The sequence below is a fragment of the Brevundimonas sp. UBA5936 genome (assembly GCA_002430835.1).
Lineage (GTDB): Bacteria > Pseudomonadota > Alphaproteobacteria > Caulobacterales > Caulobacteraceae > Brevundimonas.
This window is the reverse complement of record DJDA01000112.1, coordinates 29,522-54,053: the sequence shown is the minus strand read 5'-3', so window position 1 is coordinate 54,053 and position 24,532 is coordinate 29,522. Positions and strand designations below refer to the sequence as shown.

General features: G+C 67.6%; 24 protein-coding genes. 7 read left to right on the top strand and 17 right to left on the bottom strand.

The annotated features are described in order from the left end of the window. Nucleotides 1-122: 122 nt before the first annotated feature. Complete coding sequence (recJ, locus tag B2Y21_RS10865) at nucleotides 123-1,925, bottom strand: single-stranded-DNA-specific exonuclease RecJ (protein ID WP_292059696.1); 1,803 nt, start codon at nucleotides 1,923-1,925, stop codon at nucleotides 123-125. Nucleotides 1,926-2,084: 159 nt separating this feature from the next. Then, complete coding sequence (locus tag B2Y21_RS10860) at nucleotides 2,085-2,537, bottom strand: hypothetical protein (RefSeq protein WP_292059692.1); 453 nt, start codon at nucleotides 2,535-2,537, stop codon at nucleotides 2,085-2,087. Between the two features lie 88 nt (nucleotides 2,538-2,625). Between B2Y21_RS10860 and phaC the strand changes: the two genes are divergently transcribed. Together phaC and B2Y21_RS10850 are read left to right on the top strand one after the other, a co-directional pair. Then, the gene (gene phaC, locus B2Y21_RS10855; protein WP_292059690.1) at nucleotides 2,626-4,605 is read left to right on the top strand and encodes a class I poly(R)-hydroxyalkanoic acid synthase; all 1,980 of its coding nucleotides are present in this window, start codon (nucleotides 2,626-2,628) and stop codon (nucleotides 4,603-4,605) included. Next, the gene (locus B2Y21_RS10850; protein ID WP_292059688.1) at nucleotides 4,602-4,979 is read left to right on the top strand and encodes a hypothetical protein; all 378 of its coding nucleotides are present in this window, start codon (nucleotides 4,602-4,604) and stop codon (nucleotides 4,977-4,979) included. Before phaC ends, B2Y21_RS10850 begins: the two co-directional genes overlap by 4 nt. 19 nt (nucleotides 4,980-4,998) lie before the next feature. Here B2Y21_RS10850 and argC read toward each other — a convergent pair whose 3' ends face one another. The 10 genes from argC to B2Y21_RS10800 form a co-directional block, all read right to left on the bottom strand. Then, complete coding sequence (gene argC / locus B2Y21_RS10845; RefSeq protein ID WP_292059687.1) at nucleotides 4,999-5,934, bottom strand: N-acetyl-gamma-glutamyl-phosphate reductase; 936 nt, start codon at nucleotides 5,932-5,934, stop codon at nucleotides 4,999-5,001. Between the two features lie 238 nt (nucleotides 5,935-6,172). Then, entirely contained in the window at nucleotides 6,173-6,661 is a 489-nt protein-coding gene (gene rpsI / locus B2Y21_RS10840) for a 30S ribosomal protein S9 (protein ID WP_003165345.1), read from the bottom strand. Between the two features lie 2 nt (nucleotides 6,662-6,663). Further along, entirely contained in the window at nucleotides 6,664-7,137 is a 474-nt protein-coding gene (gene rplM / locus B2Y21_RS10835; protein ID WP_181409293.1) for a 50S ribosomal protein L13, read from the bottom strand. Between the two features lie 344 nt (nucleotides 7,138-7,481). Next, on the bottom strand, nucleotides 7,482-7,913 hold the full coding sequence (locus B2Y21_RS10830) for a molecular chaperone DnaJ (protein ID WP_292059686.1): 432 nt from the start codon (nucleotides 7,911-7,913) through the stop codon (nucleotides 7,482-7,484). A 7-nt stretch (nucleotides 7,914-7,920) separates the two neighbouring features. Continuing rightward, nucleotides 7,921-8,754, bottom strand: coding sequence for a division plane positioning ATPase MipZ (locus tag B2Y21_RS10825; protein ID WP_292059685.1), 834 nt, complete (start codon nucleotides 8,752-8,754; stop codon nucleotides 7,921-7,923). Between the two features lie 120 nt (nucleotides 8,755-8,874). Further along, on the bottom strand, nucleotides 8,875-9,483 hold the full coding sequence (locus tag B2Y21_RS10820) for an SPOR domain-containing protein (RefSeq protein WP_292059684.1): 609 nt from the start codon (nucleotides 9,481-9,483) through the stop codon (nucleotides 8,875-8,877). A gap of 83 nt (nucleotides 9,484-9,566) precedes the next feature. Then, on the bottom strand, nucleotides 9,567-10,328 hold the full coding sequence (locus tag B2Y21_RS10815; protein ID WP_200166952.1) for a chorismate mutase: 762 nt from the start codon (nucleotides 10,326-10,328) through the stop codon (nucleotides 9,567-9,569). A 309-nt stretch (nucleotides 10,329-10,637) separates the two neighbouring features. Continuing rightward, on the bottom strand, nucleotides 10,638-11,204 hold the full coding sequence (locus B2Y21_RS10810; protein ID WP_292059679.1) for a prephenate dehydratase domain-containing protein: 567 nt from the start codon (nucleotides 11,202-11,204) through the stop codon (nucleotides 10,638-10,640). Beyond that, nucleotides 11,201-12,571 (bottom strand): class II 3-deoxy-7-phosphoheptulonate synthase, encoded by a 1,371-nt coding sequence (locus B2Y21_RS10805; RefSeq protein ID WP_292059678.1) that lies wholly within the window; start codon nucleotides 12,569-12,571, stop codon nucleotides 11,201-11,203. The genes B2Y21_RS10810 and B2Y21_RS10805 overlap by 4 nt, the downstream gene beginning before the upstream one ends. Before the next feature lie 51 nt (nucleotides 12,572-12,622). Beyond that, on the bottom strand, nucleotides 12,623-13,678 hold the full coding sequence (locus B2Y21_RS10800) for an enoyl-CoA hydratase/isomerase family protein (RefSeq protein ID WP_292059676.1): 1,056 nt from the start codon (nucleotides 13,676-13,678) through the stop codon (nucleotides 12,623-12,625). Nucleotides 13,679-13,787: 109 nt separating this feature from the next. On the opposite strand from B2Y21_RS10800, the gene B2Y21_RS10795 reads away from it, so the two are divergent. Next, nucleotides 13,788-14,219 carry a hypothetical protein gene (locus B2Y21_RS10795; protein WP_292059674.1) on the top strand — a complete coding sequence of 144 codons (432 nt, stop codon included), beginning with the start codon at nucleotides 13,788-13,790 and terminating at the stop codon, nucleotides 14,217-14,219. Nucleotides 14,220-14,222: 3 nt separating this feature from the next. Here B2Y21_RS10795 and B2Y21_RS10790 read toward each other — a convergent pair whose 3' ends face one another. Then, nucleotides 14,223-15,359, bottom strand: a complete 1,137-nt coding sequence (locus tag B2Y21_RS10790) for an isobutyryl-CoA dehydrogenase (protein WP_292059672.1) — start codon at nucleotides 15,357-15,359, stop codon at nucleotides 14,223-14,225. A gap of 205 nt (nucleotides 15,360-15,564) precedes the next feature. Between B2Y21_RS10790 and hemB the strand changes: the two genes are divergently transcribed. Beyond that, nucleotides 15,565-16,566: a porphobilinogen synthase gene (gene hemB / locus B2Y21_RS10785; protein WP_292059670.1), complete on the top strand. Its 1,002-nt coding sequence runs from the start codon at nucleotides 15,565-15,567 to the stop codon at nucleotides 16,564-16,566. Between the two features lie 15 nt (nucleotides 16,567-16,581). Here hemB and B2Y21_RS10780 read toward each other — a convergent pair whose 3' ends face one another. Continuing rightward, nucleotides 16,582-17,094, bottom strand: a complete 513-nt coding sequence (locus tag B2Y21_RS10780) for a flavin reductase family protein (RefSeq protein WP_234287750.1) — start codon at nucleotides 17,092-17,094, stop codon at nucleotides 16,582-16,584. A 122-nt stretch (nucleotides 17,095-17,216) separates the two neighbouring features. On the opposite strand from B2Y21_RS10780, the gene B2Y21_RS10775 reads away from it, so the two are divergent. Together B2Y21_RS10775 and B2Y21_RS10770 are read left to right on the top strand one after the other, a co-directional pair. After that, nucleotides 17,217-18,119, top strand: a complete 903-nt coding sequence (locus tag B2Y21_RS10775; RefSeq protein ID WP_125899825.1) for a flagellar motor protein MotB — start codon at nucleotides 17,217-17,219, stop codon at nucleotides 18,117-18,119. Nucleotides 18,120-18,252: 133 nt separating this feature from the next. After that, nucleotides 18,253-18,990 (top strand): arginyltransferase, encoded by a 738-nt coding sequence (locus B2Y21_RS10770; RefSeq protein WP_292059662.1) that lies wholly within the window; start codon nucleotides 18,253-18,255, stop codon nucleotides 18,988-18,990. Nucleotides 18,991-19,154: 164 nt separating this feature from the next. On the opposite strand, the gene B2Y21_RS10765 is transcribed toward B2Y21_RS10770, so the two are convergent. From B2Y21_RS10765 to parC, 3 genes are all read right to left on the bottom strand, one after another. Next, complete coding sequence (locus B2Y21_RS10765; protein ID WP_292059660.1) at nucleotides 19,155-20,183, bottom strand: M48 family metallopeptidase; 1,029 nt, start codon at nucleotides 20,181-20,183, stop codon at nucleotides 19,155-19,157. 6 nt (nucleotides 20,184-20,189) lie between these two features. Then, on the bottom strand, nucleotides 20,190-20,759 hold the full coding sequence (locus B2Y21_RS10760) for a LemA family protein (RefSeq protein ID WP_292059658.1): 570 nt from the start codon (nucleotides 20,757-20,759) through the stop codon (nucleotides 20,190-20,192). A 299-nt stretch (nucleotides 20,760-21,058) separates the two neighbouring features. Beyond that, entirely contained in the window at nucleotides 21,059-23,260 is a 2,202-nt protein-coding gene (gene parC / locus B2Y21_RS10755; RefSeq protein ID WP_292059656.1) for a DNA topoisomerase IV subunit A, read from the bottom strand. Nucleotides 23,261-23,363: 103 nt separating this feature from the next. On the opposite strand from parC, the gene B2Y21_RS10750 reads away from it, so the two are divergent. Continuing rightward, nucleotides 23,364-24,437, top strand: coding sequence for an NAD(P)H-dependent flavin oxidoreductase (locus tag B2Y21_RS10750; RefSeq protein ID WP_292059654.1), 1,074 nt, complete (start codon nucleotides 23,364-23,366; stop codon nucleotides 24,435-24,437). Nucleotides 24,438-24,532 lie beyond the last annotated feature (95 nt).

Genomic DNA, 24,532 nt, shown 5'->3' with positions numbered 1-24,532 from the left:
AGGGACCGCTGCGCGGAGGACCGTGTAGATAGCCGCCGATTCCGCTTATGGCAAGCGCGGCGAAGCGGATTTGTGCGACTTTTTCAAAGACCTGCGTCGTTTCACGGCCAAGGCTGACGGTTTCAGGCCATGCGCGGGTCGGCGACGTCCTCGATCTCGAACTGCACGCCGCGACGGCCGTTCCAGTCGTCGGCTTTCAGGCGCCCGACCAGGTTCAGACCGCCCTGCCCCGCCAGCAGCGCCTTGCCCGTCGGCAGGTCAGCGCAGCGCCAGGCGATGGCCCGCACCGAGGCGCCGTCCGGCCCGACCAGACGGCACCGCACATGGCCGCCGTTCATGGCGACGGGCTCGCGCGCCTGCACGCCTTCCAGCGCGAACAGAGGCTCCGGGTTGGCCGGACCATAGGGGGCCAGTTGCTCGAACGCCTCGAACAGATCGCGGGTGGCGGCGCGCGGGTCAATCAGGGCGTCGACCTCGACCCAGTCCTGAGCCACAGCCTCGACGCGCTCGGCTGACAGGCGATCGTTGAGGAAGGCGCGCAGCTCGTCGATGCGGTCGGCCGCCACCGTCAGCCCTGCCGCCATGGCGTGGCCGCCGCCCGCGATCAGCAGGCCCTCGTTCCAGGCCGCCTGCACCGCCCGGCCCAGATTCATGCCCGGCTGAGAGCGGCCCGAGCCCTTGCCCACGCCGTTGACGGCGTCGACGCCGATGACGATGACGGGCTTGCGCCAGCGTTCGCGCAGGCGACCGGCGACGATGCCGACGACGCCGGGGTGCCAGTCCTCGCCGCTGACGACCACGGCGGCGCTGTCGTCGGCGTGGGCGCCGGTCGCCTCGACGCGGCGGACGGCCTGTTCGGTGACTTCAGCCTCGACCTCGCGTCGGGCTACATTCAGGGCGTCCAGTTCCTGGGCCAGCATCCGCGCCTCGTCGGGATCGTCGGTCGACAGCAGACGCGCGCCCAGATCCGACTTGCCGATGCGGCCGCCCGCATTGATGCGCGGGCCGAGGATGAAGCCCGCATGGTTGGTCTTGGCCGGTCCCGGCTCGGCCCCCGCCGCCGCCAGCAGGGCGCGCAGGCCCGGATTGCGCCAGTGCGACATGACCCCCAGCCCCAGACTGGTCAGGGCGCGGTTGAAGCCGGTCAGGCCCGTCACGTCGCAGATAGCGCCCATGGCGGCCAGATCCAGCCACTGGCGGATGTCGGGTTCGGTCTTGCCCTCAAACAGGCCGCGCCCGCGCGCCTCGCGGTTCAGAGCGGCCAGCAGGACAAAGACCACGCCCGCCGCCGCCAGATTGCCCTGACCTGAGCCGCAGCCCGGCCGGTTCGGATTGACCACGGCGAGGCAGGCGGGCGGCTCTTCGCGCATCATGTGATGGTCGATGACCACGACCTTCAGGCCGATGGCCGCCGCATGGGCCACCGCTTCATTAGCCGCCGCGCCGCAGTCGACGGTGATGACCAGATCGGCGCCGCGCGCCTTCAGCGTATCAAAGGCCCGGGCGCTGGGGCCGTAGCCCTCGGTCAAGCGATCGGGAACATAGATGGGCAGGTCCGCCCCCAGCGTGCGGAACCAGCGCACCAGCAGGGCCGCGCTGGACGCCCCGTCCACGTCATAGTCGGCGAAGACGTGGATGCTGGCCTGCGCCTGAAGCGCGTCGACGATGGCGGCCGCGGCGGCGTCCATGTCCATGAAGCTGGACGGATTGGGAAACAGCGCCTTCAGCGTCGGTTTCAGGAAATCGGCGCCCTGCTCCGCCCCCACGCCGCGCGACGCCAACGCCCGCGCCAGCGGCTCGTCCAGACCCAGCGCCTGGATGTGCGCCCGCGTCACGCCCGCCTCGGCGGGGCGCAACCGCCAGGCCCGGCCAGACAGGGATCGGGACACGTCGAGGAAGGCGGGCGAGACGACGCCGTCAGCCATCAGCGCGCGCCGCCGAGACGGCAAAAGGGTTCAGACGGGACATGGGCCATGACGGCTCCTCGCACTCAGGACGGCGAAACGCGGCCGGAGCGGCAGGATCGCCGGATTCGCCCAGGCGGGCGACGAAACCCGCGGGGCGACCTTAGGCCGCCGCCACGACTATTGCGGACGCGGACGGTCGATGGGGGGCGGCGCCTTGGCGCGCTGACGCAGCTCCTCGGCGTAGGCCTCGATCTGTTCAGCGGTGCGCAGGGTCTGCGGCGACATCTGGCTGGCGTCCACGCGACGGTTGACCTGTGCGACGAAGGCGGCTGGATCGGTGTTCAGCGTCCAGTCGATGCGGGCCGTCTCGGCCGTCAGGGCCGCGTTGCGGCTTTCCAGACGACCGACATTAGCGGCGACCTCGGCCGGAGCGGGCAAGGGCGAACTGCTGCGCGGAAAATCGGCCCAGCGCGGATACTGGCGATTCTCATCGACCAACTGCTGCACCCGGGGCGCCAGAGGCGATGTCGGGTCGGTCTTCGGCTCGAAGGCGCTGACGCAGCCGCCCAAAACCAAGGCCGAACCCAGGGCCATGCCCCAAGCCGCCGTCCATCCCGTCTTTTTCAGCACAATCGCGTTCATTTCGGTCACTGACATATGCCATCATCGCGTCGGGAGGAAGGCGCGCAAATTTGCGCGTCCCCATCGGAGGTTCGCCATGGCCAAGCGCCCGACCAAGGCTTCGTCCCCAGATGCGCCCGACAGCGCGCCCGAAAAGACGACCGCCCCGCGCAAGGCCGGACGCCCGACCTCAGCCAAGCCGCGCGTGAAAAAGGCCGCCGCCCCGGTTGAAAAGCCCGAACCGGCGCCCGCCGCACCTCCGCCAGCCGAGGCCGAAGCCGCCTCTCCCGCGCCCGACTTCATGGCCTTCAGCGCCGAACAGCGCCAGCAGTTGGAGACCCTGTCGCTGAACCTGGCCAAGGCAGCGATGATGGCCCAGACGGCGGTGGCCGAGGCGGCCCTGTCGCAGGCCGACCGCCCCGCCGCCCTGTCGCCCGACCCGTTCAATGTGGCCCCGGCCATGTCCTCGGTCATGACCAGTCTGGCCGCCCGCCCCGAAAAGCTGTTCCAGGCCCAGGCCGACCTGTTCGGCCGCTATATGGAGCTGTGGTCGACCACCACCCGCCGGGCGATGGGCGAGACGGTCGACAGCCGCGCCCCGTCCGACAAGCGGTTCCGCGACCCGGCATGGTCCGAAAACCCCATGTTCGACATGATGCGCCAGTCCTACCTGGCCACCTCGGACTGGATGAACAGCCTGGTCTCCAGCGTCGAGGACGTCGATCCGCGCGTGAAGCGCCGGGCCGAGTTCTTCACCCGCCTGCTGACCGACGCCTTCTCGCCCGCCAACTTCCTGGCGTCCAACCCGGTAGCGCTGAAGGCGCTGGCCGAGACGAGCGGCGAATCCCTGGTGCGCGGGATGCAGAACTTCGCCGCCGATCTGGAGCGCGGCGCCGGGTCGCTGAAGATCAGCCAGGCCGACTACGGCCGTTTCGTCCTGGGCGAGAACGTCGCCACGGCGCCGGGTCAGGTGGTCTGGCGCGACGAGCTGTTCGAACTGATCCAGTACGACGCCGCGACGGAGCAGCAGCACGCGATCCCGCTGCTGATCTTCCCGCCGTGGATCAACAAATTCTACATCATGGACCTGCAGCCGGCGAACTCCCTGATCCGCTGGTTGAGCGCGCAGGGGTTCACCGTCTTCGTCTGCTCATGGGTCAATCCGGACCGCGACAAGGCGGAGTTCGGCCTCGACGATTACATGAAGAAGGGCGTCTATCGCGCTGTCGAAAAGACGCTGGAGCAGACCGGCCAGGCGCATGTGAACACTGTCGGCTACTGCATCGGCGGCACCATGCTGGGCGCCAGCCTGGCGCACATGGCGGCCAAGGGCGATGATCGCGTCGCCTCGGCCACCTTCTTCGCCGCCCAGCACGACTTCGCCGAGGCGGGCGACCTGCTGCTGTTCACTGACGAGCACTGGTTGTCTGAAATCGAGCGCATGATGGACGAGGCGGGCGGCGTCCTGCCCGGCACGGCGATGGCCGACACCTTCAACGCCCTGCGCGCCAACGACCTGATCTGGTCCTTCTTCGTGTCCAACTATCTGATGGGCAAGGCGCCGCCCGCCTTCGACCTGTTGGCGTGGAACGCCGACCAGACGCGGATGCCCAAGCGGCTGCACCTGCAATACCTGCGCCTGATGTACGGGCAGAACGCCCTGGCCAAGGGCGAGCTGGAGATCGACGGCGAACGCATCGACCTGTCCAAGGTCCGCATCCCCCTCTATTTCCAGGCCAGCCGCGAGGACCATATCGCGCCGATGAACTCGGTCTATCGCTCGGCGCGGCTGTTCGGCGGGCCGGTGACCTATACGCTGGCCGGATCGGGCCACATCGCCGGGGTCATCAACCCGCCCTCGGCCGAGAAGTATCAGCACTGGGTCAACGCCGCCCTTCCCGAAACGCTTCAGGAATGGCAAGCGGAGGCGCAACAGCATCCTGGCAGCTGGTGGTCGCACTGGGCCGACTGGCTGGGCGCGAAGTCCGGCGAGAAGATCGCTGCGCGCGATCCCAACGCCGGGGCGTTGAAGCCTATCGAACCGGCGCCCGGCGCCTATGTGAAAGTGAAGTCTTGAAGCGTATCGAGCCCAACCTGCTGCTGGCCGTCGCCACGGCCATTCCGCTGATCCTGCTGATCGCCACGGCGACCCTGTTCGGCGCGCCGGGACAGTTGGTGAAGTATGTGATGATCGCGCTGATCGTGCCTGCGGCTTTCGTGCCGCTGAACGGCTTGATGGCGAAGCGGATGGGCATGCGTCGCCCGCCGATGATCCACCCTGACGCCGCTTCGACCGCCGTCTGGGCCAGCCTGTTTCCCGCGCTGATCATCCTGGCGGCAGGCGTGCCGCTGATCTTCCCCGGCCACGATTACGGCCTGCTGCTCATCATCGCCGCCGTCTTCTTCGGCGGGACGGTGGAGTCGGCGGTCAAGGCCGCACGGGCGCGCTGATCGCGCGCCCGGATCGGCCTCACTTGAGGCCGGTCGCCTCGTCCAGACCCAGCATGATGTTCAGGTTCTGAACCGCCGCGCCCGAGGCGCCCTTGCCCAGATTGTCCAGCAGGGCGACCAAACGCGCCTGTTCACCCCCGCGATCGCCGAAGACATGCAGGCGCATCCGGTTGGTGCCGTTCAGGCCCTCGGGTTCGATACCGGTCATGGCCTCGGTCTCGTCGATCTCGGCGACTTCGACGAAATGCTGGCCCTCATAGGCCTCGACCAGGGCGCCGTGCAGCCTCTCGACCGAGGGCGTCTCCGGCAGGGCCGACAGATGCAGCGGAACCTCGACCAGCATCCCCTGACGATAGTTCCCCACCGCGGGCGAGAACAGCACCGGGCGCGCGAGTCCCGCGTGCCTGGTCATTTCCGGCACGTGCTTGTGCTTCAGCGTCAGGCCATAGGCGCGGAAGGCGGTCGCAGCCCCTTCGGCCTCGAACTCCGCGATCATGGCCTTGCCGCCGCCGGAATAGCCGGACACCGCATTGATCGTGACGGGCCAGTCGGCCGGCACCAGACCCGCCTTCACCAGCGGCCGCATCAGGCCGATGAAGCCCGTCGGATAGCAGCCGGGGTTCGACACCCGCGTCGAGGCGGCGATGGCCGCGCGCTGGCCCGCATCCATCTCGGCAAAGCCATAGGTCCAGCCGTCCGCCACACGATAGGCGGTCGAGGCGTCGATGACCCGCACCGACGGATTCTCGATCATCGACACCGCCTCGCGGGCCGCGTCGTCCGGCAGGCACAGGATGACGGCATCGGCGCTGTTCAGCGCCTCGCGCCGCGCTTCGACATCACGACGGCGGTCGCCCAGCAGCATCAGCTCCAGATCGCCGCGCGCCTCCAGACGCTCGCATATCTCCAGACCGGTCGTCCCGGCCTCGCCGTCGATGAAGATGGTGTGGGTCATTCGCATCTCCTATCCTTTTCCCCTTGTGGGAGAAGGTGGCCCGCGCAGCGGGTCGGATGAAGGGTCGCACTGACGCGACATTCTGGCGATCTTCAGGCGAGAGATCTCGGCGAAGCGAAACCCCTCATCCGTCGGCCTGCGGCCGCCACCTTCTCCCACAAGGGGAGAAGGACAAAAGAAAAGGCGCTTCGAGTTGCCTCGAAGCGCCCCTTCGTAAACCCATCGCCGGGTTCGGCGATTAGCGCTTCGAGAACTGGAAGCTGCGGCGAGCCTTGGCGCGGCCGTACTTCTTACGCTCGACGACGCGGCTGTCGCGGGTCAGGAAGCCGTGCGGCTTCAGAACCTTGCGCAGTTCCGGCTCGTAGTGGGTCAGGGCGTGCGACAGGCCGTGGCGGATGGCGCCGGCCTGGCCCGACAGGCCCGAACCTTCGACGGTGCAGATCACGTCGTATTGCGTGGCGCGGTCGGAGACGGTCAGCGGCTGGGCGACCATCATCTGCAGCACGGGACGGGCGAAATAGGCGGCCACGTCCTTGCCGTTGACGGTGATCTTGCCGGTGCCGCGCTTCACCCACACGCGGGCGATGGCGTTCTTGCGCTTGCCGGTCGAGTACGAACGGCCCAGGGCGTCGATCTTCGGCTCGCGGACGATTTCCTCGGCGGCGGCGGTGCCCAGGCCCTTCAGGGCGTCAAAGCCGGCGGCGGTGTCTTGAGTCACGTCGGTCATGCTCAGGCGCTCCGGGTGTTCTTGGACGACATCGACTTGAAGTCGATGGTCGTGGGCTGTTGGGCTTCGTGTTCGTGAGCCGCGCCGGCGAACAGGCGCAGGTGGGTCATCTGCTTGCGAGCCAGCGGCGACTCCTTGGGCAGCATGCGCTCAACGGCCTTCTCGAGCACGCGCTCGGGGAAACGACCGCCCAGAACCTTCTCCGGGGTGGTTTCCTTGATGCCGCCCGGGTGGCCGGTGTGGCGATAGTAGACCTTGTCGGTGTTCTTCTTGCCGGTGAACACCACCTTGTCGACGTTGGTGACGACGACGTAGTCGCCGCAGTCAACGTGCGGGGTGTAGGTCGGCAGGTGCTTGCCGCGCAGACGGTTGGCGATGAAGGTCGCGAGGCGGCCCACGACGACGCCTTCGGCGTCGATGTGGATCCACTTCTTCTCGACCTCGGCCGGCTTCAGCGAAGCCGTGGTGCTCTTCAGCATGATGAGGGTCCTGGAAGACGAAAAACGCGGCCCGAACCAGATGGATCGGGCGGAGGCCGGGGTGATAGAGGGTCACGCGCCGAAGGTCAATGTCGGTTGTAGCGGAGATTTTGACCTATATACCTGATTTTATTCAATATTTTAAATACGGTATTAAAATACCCATTCCACTTCCTTCTCCCCTTGTGGGAGAAGGTGGCTGCCGGAGGCAGACGGATGAGGGGTGGGAGCGCCTCGTCTGCCGAGTAGTCTGGCGGAGGGAAAGCGCTGCATGTCGCGCCGACACCCCTCATCCGGCCCTCACGGGCCACCTTCTCCCACAAGGGGAGAAGGAAAGAGCCCTACCCCTTCAGCAGCCGATCCCGCGCGGCGTTGACGCGAGCGGCCAGGCCCTCGGTTCCGCCCTGATCCGGGTGGGCGCGCGCCATCAGACGGCGCCATGCGGCGTGGATCGCCTGGGCGTCCGCATCAGCCGGAACGCCCAGAATGGACCGCGCCTCGGCCTTGCTCATGGGCTCGGCGGGTTGAGCCGCCCTGCCCGCCACAGGCCGGATGCGCGATTGCACGGCCAGCCAGACGCCCGCAGACGCCATGCCGCCCGCGATCAGCCACGCTCCGCGCGCGGCGGCGAACACCGCCCCGGCCAGCAGAGCGGCACTTAGTATAGTGGCCGAGATGCGCCAGTGGCCGCGCCGGGCGCGCTCGGTCTGGCGGCCCAGACGCACCATGGCCCACAGGGCCACGGCAGCCAGACCCAGCCAGATCAGCCCCATGAAACGATCAGGCCGCCGCGTCCATGGCCGCGATGGCGTCGTCCAGCCCCAGGGCCTGCATCAGGTTGCGCATCTCCTGACGCGCGGCGACGTGGGCCAGCGACACCGACACCGGACGGATGTCATTCGACAGGTCCGCCACGGTCAGGCCGAAGGGGAAGAGCTCGCGATAGATGACCCGGTCGCGCAGGCCCGGCCCGACGCGGAATCCGACCCGCTTGGCCAGCTTGGCCATGCGCGAGGCCAGGCGGCGACGGTTGCGCGCCTCGGCGACGGCCAGACGGTTGGTGACGACGATCCAGTCGATCGTCACCTGACGCCCCTCGGTGATGGCGCGATGCTTGCGCGCCTCCCAGACGCTTTCTGAATAGATGGACGGCTTGACCAGATCCAAGGTCACAGGGTCCACCTCCCCCAGCAGGTCGAAGTCGACGAAGCTGTCGTTCATCGGGGTGACGATCTGATCCGCGCGGCCGTGCGCGGCGCGCGACAAGGCCGTGTCCCCGCCCGGGGTGTCGATGACGATGACGTCGGCGACGCCTTTCGCCTCGGCGTAGGCGGCCTCGAAACGCGCCAGTTGCTCGGCCTCATCGGCCTTATGCAGGGCCTTGCCGTCGCCCATGTCCGGCACGATCGGCTGGGGCAAGTCGTGGCCGTTGGCCTTGGTCCAGGCGACGCGGTTGGCGAAGAACCGCTCCATCGAGCGCTGGCGCAGGTCCAGATCGATGATGGCGACCTTGCGTCCGGCGTGCAGAAGGCCGGTGACGATGTGAATGGCCAGGGTGGACTTGCCCGCCCCGCCCTTTTCATTGCCGATGACGATGACCTGAGGCTGCGCCATGTGAAATCCCACTGTGATCAGCAGGCGCGACTCATCTTCGTCCGCCGCCCGCCCATGGGCCGCAAGATCAGCCTCCGAGGGCCAATCGTCAACGAAACCTTAAGCTGAGCCTGTGGACGATCAGACCGAGGCCGCGCCGGATCGGGCGCACCACGGGTCCGAAGCCGCCAAGTCGCGGCACAAGGCCTGAGCCTGTCCGGCTGAGGCGGCGACCTTCAACCGCACCAGGCGACGCCCGCCGACCTCGACCGCTTCATAGACGGGCTGAAGTCCCGACAGCACCGCCCCGCCCGGCCCGCGGTTCAGTCGCGTCCAGGCCGCGCGGGCGCCGTCCTCGCTGGAATAGGCGCCCAGTTGCACATGACGCGCGGCGACCACGGCGGGCTTGGGCGCCGTCACGGTCTGCGGCGGAGCCTCGGCATCGGGATAGGCCGTCGGCGCAGATGCAGGCGCAGAGGCCAAGCGGACCCTGGCGGTCAGGCCCTCGCGCGCATCCCACAGCTCATGCGGCGTCATCAGCTCGACCTTCAGCGGCGCGGCCCGCTCGCGCGGACGATCCGGCGCAGCGACCGACGCCCCGCCCGCATCCTCGGCGGACAAGGGAATGGCCGCGATCCGTTCGGCCGCGCTCTCGAACCGGCTGGGGTCGCTTTCCACCACGCCGCAGCCGACCAGCAGCCCGGCAAGGACGCAGATCGGCGCAAGACGCAGGAGGACGGAAGCGTTCATGCCCCTATATTGAACGACGGATTTTGAGACAGGGTTGAGGAACAGGCTTAACGTCGATTCACCCTGTTCCTCAGCCGGGCCTGTCAGCCGATGGCGCCGACGCCGCCCTCGACGTCGCCCGGCGCCACATCGGCGTCGGTCAGGGCCAGGGTCCAGCCGTGGTGGGTGTTCAGGCCCCAGCGGCGCGCACCCGAGCCGTCGCCCGCGTCGCCGCCCGCCGTAACCACGACGCGGCGGCCCTTCGGCAGGGCCGGCGGATCGATCTTGCCCACGGCCAGAGACGTCGGCGTCTCGCCGCCGTAGCCGTCGAACACGCTGAGCATCGACCATTCGCGGCGCAGGCCGATCCACCAGGGATCATCGCCGCTGATCGACAGAACGGCCACGCCCTTGCCCTCGGCTGCATGGGCCAGGGCGGCCTGCGGATCGAGGACCAGCTTGATGTCGGCGGCGGCGCCAAAGCGCAGGCGGGCGCCGTCCACGGCCTTGGCCGGGTCGATGGGGGCCCATACCTGGACCTGCAGACGGCCCTGACGCGCCAGGCCCCAGCCGACGATCTCGCGCCACAGATGCTCGACCGCCTCGCGGTTCTCAGGGTCACACTGCTTCAGCAGGCGCGCCTGGACGGCCTGTTCGCGATCGGGGCGCAGCTTGGTGTGGGGGCCGGTCGGGGCGTCCTTGGCCTTACCGACTTGGGCGGCGACGGACAGGCGGCGCTCGAACAGTTCAAGGATCTGATCGTCCAGATTGTCGATTTCGGCGCGCAGGGCGGCCAGCGCCTTCTGTTCGGCGCTCAATTCAACGGTTTCAGCGGGCCAGACTTGCTGGATGGCGGATTGCGACATGGGAGATGGCTTTCAGCATGGGATTTTCGATAGGGAAGCCGCGTCCGCCGATGAAGATCAGGCAGGGACGCGCGGTATGGCCGCTTGGGGAGAAGCGGTCGCCAGTGAGACAGTCAGGGTTGGTTAGAAGCCCGACGCCTCAGCCGGCGTATCGAAAGCCGTAATAGCCGTAGCCAAAATAAAAGCCGGCCACCGCGCGCGTGGTGGTTTCAACGGTCATTTGTGCGCGCAGCGAGGACATGAATCCGGTCCAGTTTCTGGATCAAGGTCGATCCGACCGGACCTTAAAGCCGCAAACTTTATGCGTGGTCAACCCTGAGGGGCCGTGAACAGGACAAAACGGGTCCGGTTGTCGCTGAAATCCTGCAAATCGTTGCGCAGAACCACCAACCCATAGACCTCGGCCGCGCGGGCGGGCGCCACGGCGGCGCGCGTCACGTCGTCCGCCTCAGCCACGGCGGCGGCGGCGCCCCCGGTGTCGAACACCTCGACCGCCGCGATCTTCATCTCGTTCAGCGCCTTGGAGCACTGCTGCAGGGCGACAGGGTGGCTCTCGGCCGTCTTCACGTCCGACAGACGCGCGTCAGGCGCGCCCAACAGAGCCAGGCGGATCGGCCGCCAGGCCTCGCTGACCTCGACCAGTCCCGCTTGCCGCACCAGGGTGGCCGCAGGCTCGACCACGCCCACGGTCGAGTTCTCGACGGGGATCAGGGCGCAGTGGCAGTCGCCGCTCAGGACGGCGTCGATCGCGCCCTGGAAGGTTTCAAAGCCGACGGCCTCGTCCCACGGGCGCAGGTCGAGGCAGGCCTCATGGCTGAAGGCGCCCGGCGCGCCCTGATAGGCGACGCGGCCGGGCGTTTCGTCTTCTGCCGTCATGCGGCCTCGGACCGGGCCTGCCGCCCGGCCTTGAGGCGCTCGGCGACCAGGAAGGCCATCTCCAGCGCCTGATCCGCGTTGAGGCGCGGGTCACAGTGGGTGTGGTAACGGCTCGACAGGTCGTCTTCCGTGACCGCCTGGGCGCCGCCGATGCATTCGGTGACGTTCTGGCCGGTCATTTCCAGATGGACGCCGCCGGGGTGGACGCCCTCGGCCTCCGCAACATCAATAAATGTGCGGACTTCGCCCATGACGCGATCGAAGGGCCGGGTCTTGTAGCCGTTGCCGGCCTTCAGCGTATTGCCGTGCATCGGGTCGATCGACCAGATGACGCGTTTGCCCGCCGCCTTCACCGCCCGCATCAGGCCCGGCAGGCGGTCGCCCACCTTGTCGTGGCCGAAGCGGCCGATCAGCGTCAGGCGGCCGGGGATGTTGTTCGGGTTCAGGGCGTCGATCAGCGGCAGCAGGTCGTCCGCCGTCATGGTCGGCCCGCACTTGACCCCGATGGGGTTGGAGATGCCGCGCATGAACTCGATGTGGGCGCCGTCCAGCTGGCGGGTGCGCTCACCGATCCACAGCATGTGGGCCGAGGTGTCGAACCATTCGCCGGTCGAGCCGTCCAGGCGCGTCAGGGCGCTCTCGACGTTCAGCAGCAGGGCTTCGTGGCTGGTGAAGACCTCGACCCGCGACAGGTCGGGATGCGTTTCGGGCGTGACGCCGACCGCTTCCATGAAGGCCAGGGCCTCGGTGATTTTGTCGGCCAGCTCGCGATAGGCCGCGCCCGCGCCGTCGTCGGCGAAGCCCAGCGTCCAGCGGTGGATGTTGTACAGGTCGGCGTATCCCCCGCCCGCAAAGGCGCGCAGCAGGTTCAGCGTCGAGGCCGACTGGTTATAGGCGCGGAGCAGGCGCTGCGGATCGGGCATGCGCTCTTCCGGCGTGAAGCCCATGCCGTTGATGATGTCGCCGCGATAGGACGGCAGCTCGACCCCGCCGATCTCCTCGACCGGGGACGAGCGCGGCTTGGCGAACTGACCGGCGATGCGGCCGACCTTGACCACCGGCTTGCGGCCGGCGAAGGTCAGCACCACCGCCATCTGCAGGATCAGGCGGAAGGTATCGCGGATGTTGTCGGTCGAGAACTCCTTGAAGCTCTCGGCGCAGTCGCCGCCTTGCAGCAGGAAGGCGTTCCCCGCCTCGACCTGGGCCAGATGGTCCGTAAGCTTGCGCGCCTCGCCGGCAAAGACGAGGGGCGGCATCGCGCGCAGCTCGTCTTCGACGCGCGCCAATTCGGCGGCGTCCGGATAGTCCGTCGGCATATGCAGGACGGGCTTGTTTCTCCAGGATTCTGGGGTCCAGCGCTTACTCATGCCGGCAAGATAGGCTTTTCCCCCGCCCTGAACAATGAAGCTTGCGCGAAATCAGCCGATCAGCGGTTTCCATGCCTCATCGACGGGCAGCGGCGCGAACAGGGCCTCGATCTGGGCGTCCGAAACCGAAGAAAGCTCGGCCGGCGACCATTGGGGGGCGTTGTCCTTGTCGATGATGACGGCGCGCACGCCTTCCTGGAAGTCATGCGTCTGAACCACGCGCCCGCCCAGGGCGTATTCCATCGCCATGTTGTCGGCGAAGTCGGTCAGCGTCGCCCCGGTGCGGATCTGGCGCAGCGACACCTTCAGCGACTGCGGCGACTTGGTATTCAGGATGTCGAGTTGCTTCAGCGCCCAGTCCGAACCGTCGACCTGAAGGGCGGCGACGATCTCTTCAACCGTGTCGAAGGCGAACAGGCGGTCGATGGCCTGGCGGTGCGGGGCCAACGGCGACGGCCCGGCGTCCCCGGCGGCGCGGTCGGCGACCGCCTTCGGGTCGGCGGACGCGGCCAGCAGTTCGGCCTTCAGGCTCTCGACGCCCTCGCTCGGCACGAAATGGGTGTGGATGCCCAGCGCCACCGTATCCGCCGCCCTCAGCCGCGCGCCGGTCAGGGCCAGCCACACGCCCGTCTGACCCGGTAGGCGCGGCAGGAACCAGCCGCCGCCCACATCGGGGAACAGGCCGATGCCGGTTTCAGGCATGGCGTAGGTAGTGCGCTCGGTGGCGATGCGGACGTCGGCAGGCTCGCTGATGCCCACGCCCCCGCCCATGACGATTCCGTCCACCACCGCCGTGATCGGCTTGGGATAGACGAACATCAGATGGTTCAACTGATACTCGGCCTTGAAGAAGGCCTTGGCCTCGGACGCATCCCCTGCCCCGCTCTCGGCGATCATGCGGATGTCGCCGCCCGCGCAGAAGCCGCGCTCGCCCGCATGGTCGATCAGCACCGACTGAACCGCGTCGTCCGCGCGCCAGGCCAGCAGGGCCTCGATCATCGCCTCGCACATGGCCCGGTTCAGGGCGTGGATCGCCTTGGGCCGGTTCAGGGTGATGCGGCCGACACCATTCTCGATGCGGGTGATGACTTCAGATTCAGTGCTCATGTCTTGCGTCTAGAGCCGGGGCCGTCGCGGGTAAAGCCGAAGTGGCGTCTTGCATTCGCGCTGCAGCAGCGTTGGTATGGCTCCGTCTCGTTCACGAAAGACCTGCCCCATGCTCATCGCCGCGATGACCGCCGCCCTGACCCTGACCGCCGCTCCGGCCGATGAAAGAAGCGCGCAGTGGGTGACGCACGACATATCGGGCGAAGGCACGGTGGCCAGCTTCCTGAACTGGAACTTCACCTCGGTCATCACCCGCGCGCACTGTGCAGGCGACCAGGTCACGTTCCAGTATTTCTATGACTTTCCAGGATCGCCCGCCCCCGCCGCCCGCGCGCTGGCCCTGACGGTCGACGGCGCAGATTACCGGCTGACGCCCTCGGTCGATGACATGAACCGGCAGGTCTACACCCTGTCGCCCGAAGGCAAGGCGGCGTTGAAACAGGCGCGCAACGTGGACCTGGACGCCCCGAACGAGGCGGACGAGCCGTGGTATCTGGGCCAGTCCGCCGCGCTGGTGAACCTTGCAAGGCGCTGCGGCTGACGCCTAGCGCGCCAGTTCGCGCGCCACGATCACGCGCATGATCTCATTGGTGCCTTCCAGGATGCGGTGAACGCGCAGGTCGCGCACGATCCGCTCCAGCGGGTAGTCCTTCAGATAGCCATAGCCGCCGTGCAGTTGCAGCGCCTGATCGGCGATCTGGAAGCAGGCGTCGGTCGTCAGGCGCTTGGCCATGGCGCACCATTTGGTCTTTTCCGGGTGGCCGGTGTCGATGGCCCAGGCGCCGCGCAGCACCATCAGGCGGGCGGCCTCAAGGTCCGTGGCCATGTCCGCCAGCTCGAACTGGGTGTTCTGGAACTGGCCGATGGCCTGGCCGAACTGCTTGCGGCCGGCGACGTATTCCTGCGCCGCCTCCAGCGCCAGACGCGCCCCGCCCAGCGAGCAGGCGGCGATGTTCAGGCGCCCGCCGTCCAGACCGGCCATGGCGTATTTGAAGCCCGCGCCTTCCTCGCCCACCAGATTGGCGACCGGCACCCGGCAGTCGTCGAAGCTGACCACGGCGGTCGGCTGGGCGTTCCAGCCCATCTTTTTCTCATTGGCGCCGAAAGACAGGCCGGGCGTTCCCGCCTCGACCACGATGGTCGAGACGCCCTTGGGCCCCTCGCCGCCCGTGCGGACCATGACGACATAGACGTCCGACGTCCCGGCGCCCGAGATAAAGGCCTTGGCGCCGTTCAGCACATAGTGGTCGCCGTCGCGCACCGCCGTCGTCCGCAGCGCTGCTGCGTCCGAGCCCGAGCCCGGCTCGGTCAGGCAGTAGCTGGCGATCTTCTCCATCCCGACCAGCGAGGGCACGAAGCGCGCCCGCAGCTCGTCCGAGCCGAACTTATCGATCATCCACGTCGCCATGTTGTGGATCGAGATGAAGGCCGCCGTCGCCACATCGCCGCGTGACAGCTCTTCAAAGATCACCGCCGCTTCGACACGGCCTAGGCCCATGCCGCCGTGTTCCTCGCCCGTATAGATGCCGGCGAAGCCCATCTCGGCGGCGGCCTTCAGCACGTCGACCGGGAAGTGCTTGTCCTCGTCCCAGCGGGCCGAGTGCGGGGCCAGCTCGGCCTCTGCGAAGGCGCGGGCCGCGTCCTGAATGGCGCGTTGATCGTCGGTGAGGGCGAAGTCCATGAAAGCTCCCGCGTTACAGCCTGCCCTCTGACGGGGCGTTCGGGGCGCTTCTAACGGGTGGCGGGGCGCGCGTCACCTTGCTGTCGGCTCCCGCCCTAGATTTCCGCTCATCCCGGCGGACGCCGGGATGAGCGGGAGATAGGTCGAGCATAGGGTGGACAGTTCGCCTTTTGCCTCTCCCCGCGCTTTGTTTTAAGCCGCGCGCATGACCATGCCCTTCCAGCCCGCCGCCTTCCCCTACGCCCGCCCGCGTCGTCTGCGTTCGCAGCCCTGGGTGCGCCGTTTGGTCGCCGAGACGACTCTGACGCCCGCTGATCTGATCTGGCCGCTGATCGTCCATGACGGCGACGAGGACCGCCAGCCGGTCGCCTCCATGCCCGGCGTCTTCCGCCTGTCGCCCAAGGAGGCCGCCAAGGCCGCCGTCGAGGCGCGCGATCTGGGCATTCCGATGGTCGCCCTGTTCCCCAATGTGAACGACGGGCTGAAGGATAATATCGCCACCGCCGCCACCGACCCGGACGGCCTGATCCCCGACTGCATCCGCGCCATCAAGGACGCCGCGCCCGAGATCGGCGTCATGACCGACGTGGCGCTGGACTGCTACACCGACCACGGCCACGACGGCGTTCTGGAGAACGGCCGCATCGTCAACGACCCGACGCTGGAGCGGCTGGCCGAACAGGCCTTCATCCACGCCCATGCGGGCGCCGACGCCGTGGCCCCGTCCGACATGATGGACGGCCGCGTCCAGGCCATCCGCGAGGCGCTGGAGGCCAATGGCCTCAGCGACACCCTGATCATCAGCTATGCGGCCAAATACGCCTCGGCCTTCTACGGCCCCTATCGCGACGCGGTCGGCTCGTCCAAGTCGCTGACCGGCGACAAGAAGACCTATCAGATGGACTTCGCCAACGCCGAGGAGGCCCTGCGCGAGGTGGCGATGGACCTGTCGGAAGGCGCCGACGCCCTGATCGTCAAGCCGGGCCTGCCTTACCTCGACATCGTCCGGCTGGTGTCGCAGACGTTCAAGGTGCCGACCTTCGCCTATCAGGTGTCCGGCGAGTACGCGATGATGCAGGCCGCCTTCGCCAACGGCTGGCTGGACCCCGACCGCGCCATCCTCGAAAGCCTGCACGCCTTCAAGCGCGCGGGGGCGTCCGGCGTCATCAGCTACTTCGCGCCGCAAGCGGCCCGGATGATGGGCTGAAGCCCGCGCAAAGGCTCAGGCCGTCGGATCGGCGGCCTTGCCGTACTTCCCGCGGAAATAGGTCAGAGCGTCGCCCGGTCGGGTATCGAACGCCTCGACCCGGCCGACGATGACCAGGTGGTCGCCCATGACGATGCGGTCGTGCGTCCGGCATGTCAGGCGCGTCACGGCGTTCAGCAGGCGCGGCGGTTCGGGATCATCGACCGCGAACTCATCGTCCGACAGGCGGCACACGCCCCAGGCGAAGCGGTCCGACATGGCCTGATCCTCGACCGGCAGCATATGCACCGCGAACCGGTCCGCCCCGGCGAAGGCGTCATGACGGTCGGACTTGATGTCCATGCACCACAGCACCAGCGGCGGATCCAGCGAGACGGAGGTGAAGCTGTTCACCGTTATCCCCAGCGGCCCGTCGACGGTATGGGCCGTAACCACGCACACCCCGGTCGCAAACCCGCCCAGCGCCCGACGATAGGCGCGAGCATCGAAATCAGCGGCGGGGGAAGCGGGCGACTGTGACATGGCCATCAGCTAGGCCGTGAAGCCCGCATCGGCAAGGGCGCGGCGCGCCGTCGCATCTCACTGCAACCGCTTCTTAAGCCCCGCATGGGATTTAGGGCGAACGAACACGGTTAAGACGGACCCGCCCCATGGCGCTGAACGATCGCCCGATCCTGATCAAGAAGGTGAAGAAGGTTGCCGGACACGGCCACCACGGCGGCGCGTGGAAGGTGGCCTACGCCGACTTCGTCACCGCCATGATGGCCTTCTTCCTGCTGATGTGGCTGATCAACACGACCGATCCGGAGCAGAAGCGCGGCATCGCCGAATATTTCGCCCCGGCCAACGTCTCGGCCTCGACCTCGGGCTCCGGCGGCATCCTGGGCGGCACCTCGCTGGGCGATTCTGAAGGAGCCAAGGGCGCGGGCTCCAACGCCGTGATCGAACAGCTGGCCCCCGAGGCCCCCGACGCCCCGCAGGAAGCGGGTCAGAACTCCAACCTGGCCTCGGCCAGCGAAGCCGCCCTGCGCGCCGAGATCGCCCGGCGCGAGGCCGCCGACTTCGCCAGCGCCGCCGAATCCCTGCGCCAGGCCATGCAGTCCATGCCGGAACTGGCCGAGTTGTCGAAACAGCTGATCATCGACCAGACGCCCGAGGGCCTGCGCATCCAGTTGGTCGATCAGGAAGGCCGCTCGATGTTCGAGAACGGCTCCTCGCGTCCCAATCCGCGCGCCCAGCTGCTGCTGCGCGCCGTGGCCAAGGTGATCAACCAACTGCCCAACCGCATCTCCATCACCGGCCACACCAGCGCCGTCGCCGGCTCCAGCCGCGCCAGCAGCCCCGGCGACTGGCCCCTGTCCTCGGCGCGCGCCGACGCCTCGCGCCTGACGCTTCAGGGCGCAGGCGTGAACAGCGACCGGGTCTATTCCGTCGCCGGCAAGGCGGGGTCCGATCCCCTCTATCCCGACGACCCGTCCCTGGCGGGCAATCGCCGCATCGCCATCGTCCTGCTGCGCGAAGCGCCGGTCCTGCCCACGGACACCAGCCTGTGACCGCGCGCGGCGATATGCTCGCCGCGCGAAGAAGGCTTGCGAAAACGGCCGGTTGCGCGCCAAATCAGAACATGAGCCGCGCCTATTCATCCGGCCCCTGTGCGGGCGTTGACGCCGTCACGGAGCGACAGCCGTGACCCAGCACTTCTTCTCGCGCCAGCTCCGCTTCTTCATGACCGCCAGCGCGCCCTGCCCCTATCTGCCGGGTCAGTTCGAGCGCAAGGTCTTCGCCAACCTGCCGTTCAGCGACGGGGCCGACGTCAACGACGCCCTGACCCAGGCCGGGTTCCGTCGCAGTCAGAACATCGCCTACCGCCCGGCCTGCGAGGCCTGCGCGGCCTGCGTCTCGGTGCGGATTCCGGTGGCGGACTTCAAACTCTCGCGCTCACGCCGTCGCATCCTGGCGCGCAACGCCGACCTGTCGCGCGGCCTGGTCGAGGCCGAGGCGACGATGGAGCAGTTCGACCTGCTGCGCCGCTATCTGAACGCCCGCCACCCCGGCGGCGGCATGAGCGACATGAACTGGCTGGACTATGTGTCGATGGTCGAGGACACCGCCGTACGCACCCATCTAATCGAGTACCGCCTGCCCAGCGAGGATGACGGCCCCGGCCGCCTGGTCGGCGTCTGCCTGACCGATTTGCTGCATGACGGCCTGTCGATGGTCTACAGCTTCTTCGACCCGGATCTGGAGCGTCGCAGCCTGGGCCGGTTCGCCATCCTCGACCACCTGCATCAGGCCGAGACGGTGGGGCTGCCCTACGTCTATCTCGGCTACTGGGTCCAGGGCTCGCCCAAGATGGACTACAAGGCCGAGTTCCGCCCGCTAGAGGCATTGCGACCCTGGGGCTGGGAGCGGCTAGAAGAATAACGCAACGCGCCTCTCCCTCCCCTTCATGGGGAGGGTGGTCGCGAAGCGACCGGGTGGGGAGGGCCAGGCGATCCTGGGCGCTGCGTTAGAATAGCCTCGCCGCCCCCACCCGACTTCGGCCTTCGGCCTCAGCCACCCTCCCCATAAAGGGGAGGGAGAAGGAATTACGTCGTCGGCACCGCCGTACCTGTGGCTTGGGACGCCCCGCCCCAGGGGCCACCATCACGGCCGCCGGCGAACTGCACCAGCGCGGCGATGCGCTTCTCGATCGGCGGGTGCGTCGCGAACAGGCCTGAGAATCCCGTCTTCTCCGCCGTATTATCCAGGAACATGCCGCGCAGTTCGTCCGGCGCCTCAAGCTTCGACTGACCCGACACCTTGCGCAGGGCCGAGATCATCGCGTCCGGGTTCTTGGTCAGCTCCACCGCCCCAGCGTCGGCCACATACTCCCGCGTTCGCGACAGGGTCATGCGGATGACGGCGGCCAGGCCGAAGCCGATCACGCCGATGGCCAGCCCGATCAGGATCAGGGGCATGGCGTTCTTGTTGTCCCGCCCTCGCCCGCCGCGCATGTAGAACAGGCTGCGGAACACCAGTTCGGCCACCACGCTGATGATCCCCGCGAAGATCGAGGCGATCACCATGGTTCGCACGTCCTTGTTGATGACGTGGGTCAGCTCGTGCGCCAGGACGCACTCCATCTCGTCCCGGTTCAGGGTCTGCATCAGGCCGCGCGTAACGGTGACGCTGTAGTTTCCCTCGTGCAGGCCGGACGCATAGGCGTTCAGCGACGGGCTTTCGATGATGCGCAGGGCGGGCGTCTTCATCCCGCGCGAGATCGCCAGGTTTTCCAGCAGGTTATAGAGTTCCGGCTCGACCCGGCGCTCGACCTTGCGCGCCCCGGTCATGACGTCGATCATCATCTGATTGCCGAAATAGGCGATGACGAACCAGATCGCCGCCGCGATCGCGGCGAAGGGCACGGTCCAGCCCAGCATGGACGCCGCCAGCGCCAGATCCTGCCCCAGGTCGCCGCCCGAGTTGGGCAGCAGGCCGAAGCCCATCATCAGCACCTGGACGCCGAACAATATGCCGACCAGCAGCACCGGGAACCCGGCCAGCAGGATCGCCGACCGGGTATTGTTTCGCCAGATGTGGGTCTTGAGGCCGACGGCCTGACCGAAAACCGCCATTGGGGCTTAGAACTTCACCGTCGGCGGGGCGGCGTTCAGGGCGGCGCGTTCGCCCTCGCCCACGTCGAAGAAGGGCTTGTCCGCCCCGAAGCCGAACATCCCGGCGAACAGGACGGTCGGGAACTGGCGGCGCACGGCGTTGAACTCGCTGACCGCGTTGTTGAAGAAGCGGCGCGCGGCGGCCAGCTTGTTCTCGATGTCCGACAGGTCCATCTGAAGTTGCTGGAAGTTAGTGTTGGCCTTCAGGTCCGGATAGGCCTCGGACACGGCGAACAGGCGGCCCAGGGTCGCCGTCAGCATGTTCTCGGCCTGCACCTTCTCATCGATGGTGCGAGCGCCCGCAGCGGCGGCGCGCGCCTGGGTCACGGCGTCCAGGGTGCCGCGCTCGTGCGTGGCGTAGCCCTTCACCGTCTCGACCAGATTGGGGATCAGATCCTGGCGCTGCTTCAGCTGCACGTCGATGTCCGCGAACGACTGGTTCGCCGTCTGATCCAGCTTCACCAGCCTGTTGTACGCGCCGACCACGACGAACAGCAGAATGACGACGATGACGCCGATGATGATCCAGGTGATCATTGAGCCTCCTCCGAAAGATCAGTCGCGACTATGAGGGCCATCCTGCGTCGCGCCTAATGAATATCCCGACAGACGCGGTCTTCTGACGCACCCGCCTTGTCATTCGATATAACAGCGTATTACGTGTTCTGTATGAAGATGAGAGATCAAGCCCTCAACGTCGTCCTGGGCATCGGAACGGTAGCCGCTGGGATCGCCTTCCTGGTTTTCCTGGCCGCCTTCCTGTTCAGCATCTACGCGTCGTTCTTCGCCTCCTGAGGCGTCGCACTCCTCTCCACGCCGTGAAGAGGAGCTGACGATCAGCGGAACTTGCGCAGGCCGCGCGGACCCTGGCGGCCCGCCCCGGCGCGCTTGCCCAGCCAGTCCTTCCAGTCCGGCCAGTTGCGGCGGCGGCCGCCGCCGTCGGCCCATTCCGGTCCTGCCTCGGCGTTGAACACCGTCACATCGGCCAGGCCGCCCTGCTTGTAGTTCTGCAGCTTCACGCCCTTGCCCCGGCCCATTTCGGGCAGTTCGGCCAGGGGGAAGATCAGCGCCTTGATGTTCTCGCCGATGATCGCGACGTGATCGCCGTTGACCCGCAGCATGGCCAGCATCTCGCCGTTCAGCACCTGCTTGCCGCCGCGCTTCTGGGCCAGGAGGTCGTTCTCGGGCGCCACAAAGCCGTAGCCCGCCTTCGACGCGACCAGCAGTTTGGCGTTCGGTTCGTGCGCCACGACGTTTATGATGTCGGCCTTCTCGTCCAGGTCGATCATCAAGCGCAGCGGCTCACCATGCCCGCGCCCCGACGCCAGCTTGTCGGCGCCGATGGTGAAGATGCGCCCGTCCGACGCCCCGACCAGAAGCTTGTCCGTTGTATAGGCGGGGACCAGGAAGCCCAGCTTGTCGCCTTCCTTGAACTTCAGTTCGGAGGGATCGTCGACCTTGCCCTTGGCGGCGCGGATCCAGCCGCGATCCGACAGGATGACGGTGATCGCTTCGCGCGGGATGAAGGCTTCCGGCGCCACAAAGGCCGAGGCGTCAACAGCCTCGCCGATCAGGGTGCGGCGCGGCGAGACCAGCGCCTTGCGCACGGCCTCCAGTTCCTTGCCGATAGCCTTCCACTGCTTGGCCTCAGAGGACGTCAGCGCCTGCAATGCTGCAAGTTCTGCCGACAGCTCATTGAATTCCTTCTCGATCGTCATCTCTTCGAGACGAGCCAGCTGACGCAGGCGGGTGTCGAGAATGAAGTCGGCCTGAAGCTCGCTCAGGCTGAATCGGGCGATCAGTTCGGCCTTGGGCTGCTCTTCCTCGCGGACGATGCGGATGACCTCGTCCAGATTCAGGAAGACGATGCGCAAGCCTTCCAACAGATGCAGGCGCTTTTCGACGCGGGCGATGCGCCACTGGCTGCGGCGGTTCAGCACCACGCGGCGGTGGTCGAGGAAGGCCCGCAGGCACTCCTTCAGCCCCATGACGCGCGGCGTGCCGGTGGCGTCCAGCACGTTCATGTTGATGGGGAAGCGCACCTCGAGATCGGACAGCTTGAACAGACTTTCCATCAGCATTTCAGGCTCGATGGTGCGGTTCTTCGGTTCGAGGATGAGGCGGATGTCTTCCGCCGACTCATCGCGTACGTCGCCCAGCAGCGGCGCCTTCTTGTTCTCGATCAGGTCGGCCAGGGCCTCGATCAGGCGCGACTTCTGCACCTGATACGGCATCTCGGTGATGATGATCTGATAGGCGCCGCGATCCAGCTTTTCCTCGACCCATTTGGCGCGCAGGCGAACGCCCCCGCGACCGGTCTCATAGGCGTCCAGAATGGCGGCATGGCTCTCGACCGACACGCCGCCGGTCGGGAAGTCCGGGCCCGGCACGATCTGCATCAGATCGACGGTCGTCGCATCCGGCCGTTCCAGCAGCAGGTGGCAGGCGTCGATCAGTTCGCCCACGTTGTGCGGCGGGATCGAGGTCGCCATGCCCACGGCGATGCCCGACGATCCGTTGGCCAGCAGGTTGGGGAAGCCCGCCGGCAGGACCACCGGCTCCTCGTCCTGATCGTCATAGGTGGGGCGGAAGTCGACCGCGTCCTGATCGATGCCGTCCAGCAGCAGGACGGCGGCGGGCGTCAGCTTGCACTCCGTATAGCGCATGGCCGCTGCGCTATCGCCGTCGATGTTGCCGAAGTTCCCCTGCCCGTCGACCAGCGGATAGCGCTGGGCGAAATCCTGCGCCAGACGGACCAGCGCCTCATAAATCGAGGCGTCGCCGTGCGGGTGATAGCCGCCCATGACCTCGCCGACGACCTTGGCGCACTTGCGCGCCGCCGCCTGCGGGTTCAGCCGCATCTGGTGCATGGCGTACATGATGCGCCGGTGCACCGGCTTGAAGCCGTCGCGCACGTCGGGCAGCGCGCGGTTGGTGATGGTCGACAGGGCGTAGGCCAGATAGCGGCGCGACAGCGCATCGCCCATCGGCTCTTCGACGATGCGGCCGCCTTCGGGCGTCGGAGTGTGGATGGTCATACGGCTTCGAATCAATGATCGGACGAGGAAAGTCTAGCGCAGCCGGGGCCTGACGCCGGGATTGTCAGCGCCTATCTGTGCAGAAACGCGCGAAGGAGCCCCGATGAAGACCGCCCTGACCGACCGCCTCGGCCTGTCCTTCCCCCTGATCCAGGCGCCGATGGCCGGAACCTCGACCGCCGAACTGGCCGCCGCCGTGTCGAATGCGGGGGCGCTGGGCTCCATCGCCCTGGGAGCCATCGACGCCGAGGCGAGCCGCAAGGCCATCCGCGCGGTCAAGGCGCTGACCGACCGGCCGTTCAACGTCAATCTGTTCTGCCACGCGCCGATCGCGGCCGATCCGGCGCGCGACGCGGCATGGATCGACAGCCTGCGCCCGATCTTCGCCGAGTTCGACGCAGCCCCGCCCGAACGGCTCAACGACATCTATCAGAGCTTCCTGACCGACGACGCCAAGCTGGCCGTGCTGGTCGAGGAGAGGCCCGCCGTGGTCAGCGTCCATTTCGGCCTGCCGCGCGCCGATCAGATCGCGGCGCTGAAGGCGGCGGACTGCGTCCTGATCGCCAGCGCCACCACGCCCGAGGAAGGCCGCGCCGCCGTCGCCGCCGGGTTCGACATGGTGATCGCCCAAGGAGTCGAGGCGGGCGGCCACCGCGGCGTCTTCGACCCGGCCGACGATCCGCGCTTCGCCACCCTGCCGCTGACGCGCCTGCTGGCGCGCGACCTGTCGGTTCCGGTCATCGCGGCGGGCGGCGTTATGGACGGCGACGGGATCGCGGCGGCGCTGGCGCAGGGCGCAGCAGGGGCGCAGATGGGCACGGCTCTAGCGGCCCGCCCGGAATCGGCGGCGGATGCGGCCTATCGGGCGGCTCTGTCTGGTGTTGAGGCCGGGCGCACGCGGGTCAGCGCGGCCATCTCCGGCCGCCCGGCGCGCGGGGTGGAGAACGCCTTCATGCGCCGCGCCGATGAGACGAAGATCGCCGCCTATCCTTACGCCTACGACCTCGGCAAGGCCCTGAATGCGGCGGCAAAGGCCAAGGGCGACAACGGCTATGCGCCGCACTGGGCGGGGCAAGGCGCGCCGCTGGGCCGGGCATTGCCTGCCTCTGAACTGGTCGCGATGTTGGAAAGGGAAACGCGCGAGGCGATTGCGGGGCTGTCGGCGCTGAATCGGTAAGCGCGCACACTCAAATCCCGTCACCCTCGGGCTTGTCCCGAGGGCCCATGTCAGTCGCAAGTAGACCAGTCGATGTAGCAGCGCCCGGGTAGCCC